Source organism: Sulfitobacter sp. HI0027 (genome assembly GCF_001634775.1).
In the GTDB taxonomy this organism is placed as follows: Bacteria; Pseudomonadota; Alphaproteobacteria; order Rhodobacterales; family Rhodobacteraceae; genus Sulfitobacter.
The window spans coordinates 1-284 of sequence record NZ_LWER01000322.1 but is presented as its reverse complement, the minus strand read 5'-3'; the positions used below and the strand labels follow the sequence as shown (position 1 = coordinate 284).

Annotated in this window: 1 protein-coding gene; it reads left to right on the top strand. The window is 59.5% G+C overall.

The genetic code is table 11. The features are described from left to right. Positions 1-284: recombinase family protein (locus A3722_RS16015; protein ID WP_161488230.1), on the top strand; the 284-nt coding region annotated here is incomplete at both ends.

The window sequence follows — 284 nt, the reverse complement described above, 5'->3', positions numbered from 1 at the left end:
ACCTCGGCGACCGCGGTGTTGGCTTCAAATCCCTGACCGAAGGCGTGGACACAACAACTACCGGCGGCACTTTGGTGTTCCATCTGTTCGGTGCGCTTGCCGAGTTTGAGCGTGACCTCATTGTCGAGCGCACGCAGGCCGGATTGAAGGCTGCTGCAACGCGCGGCAGAAAAGGAGGGCGCAAGCCTGTCGTCACGCTCAAGAAGCTGGAGCAAGCCAAAGCCCATATCAGCGATGGATTGACCGTCCGAGAGGCCGCAGCGCGCCTCAAAATCAGCAAAACA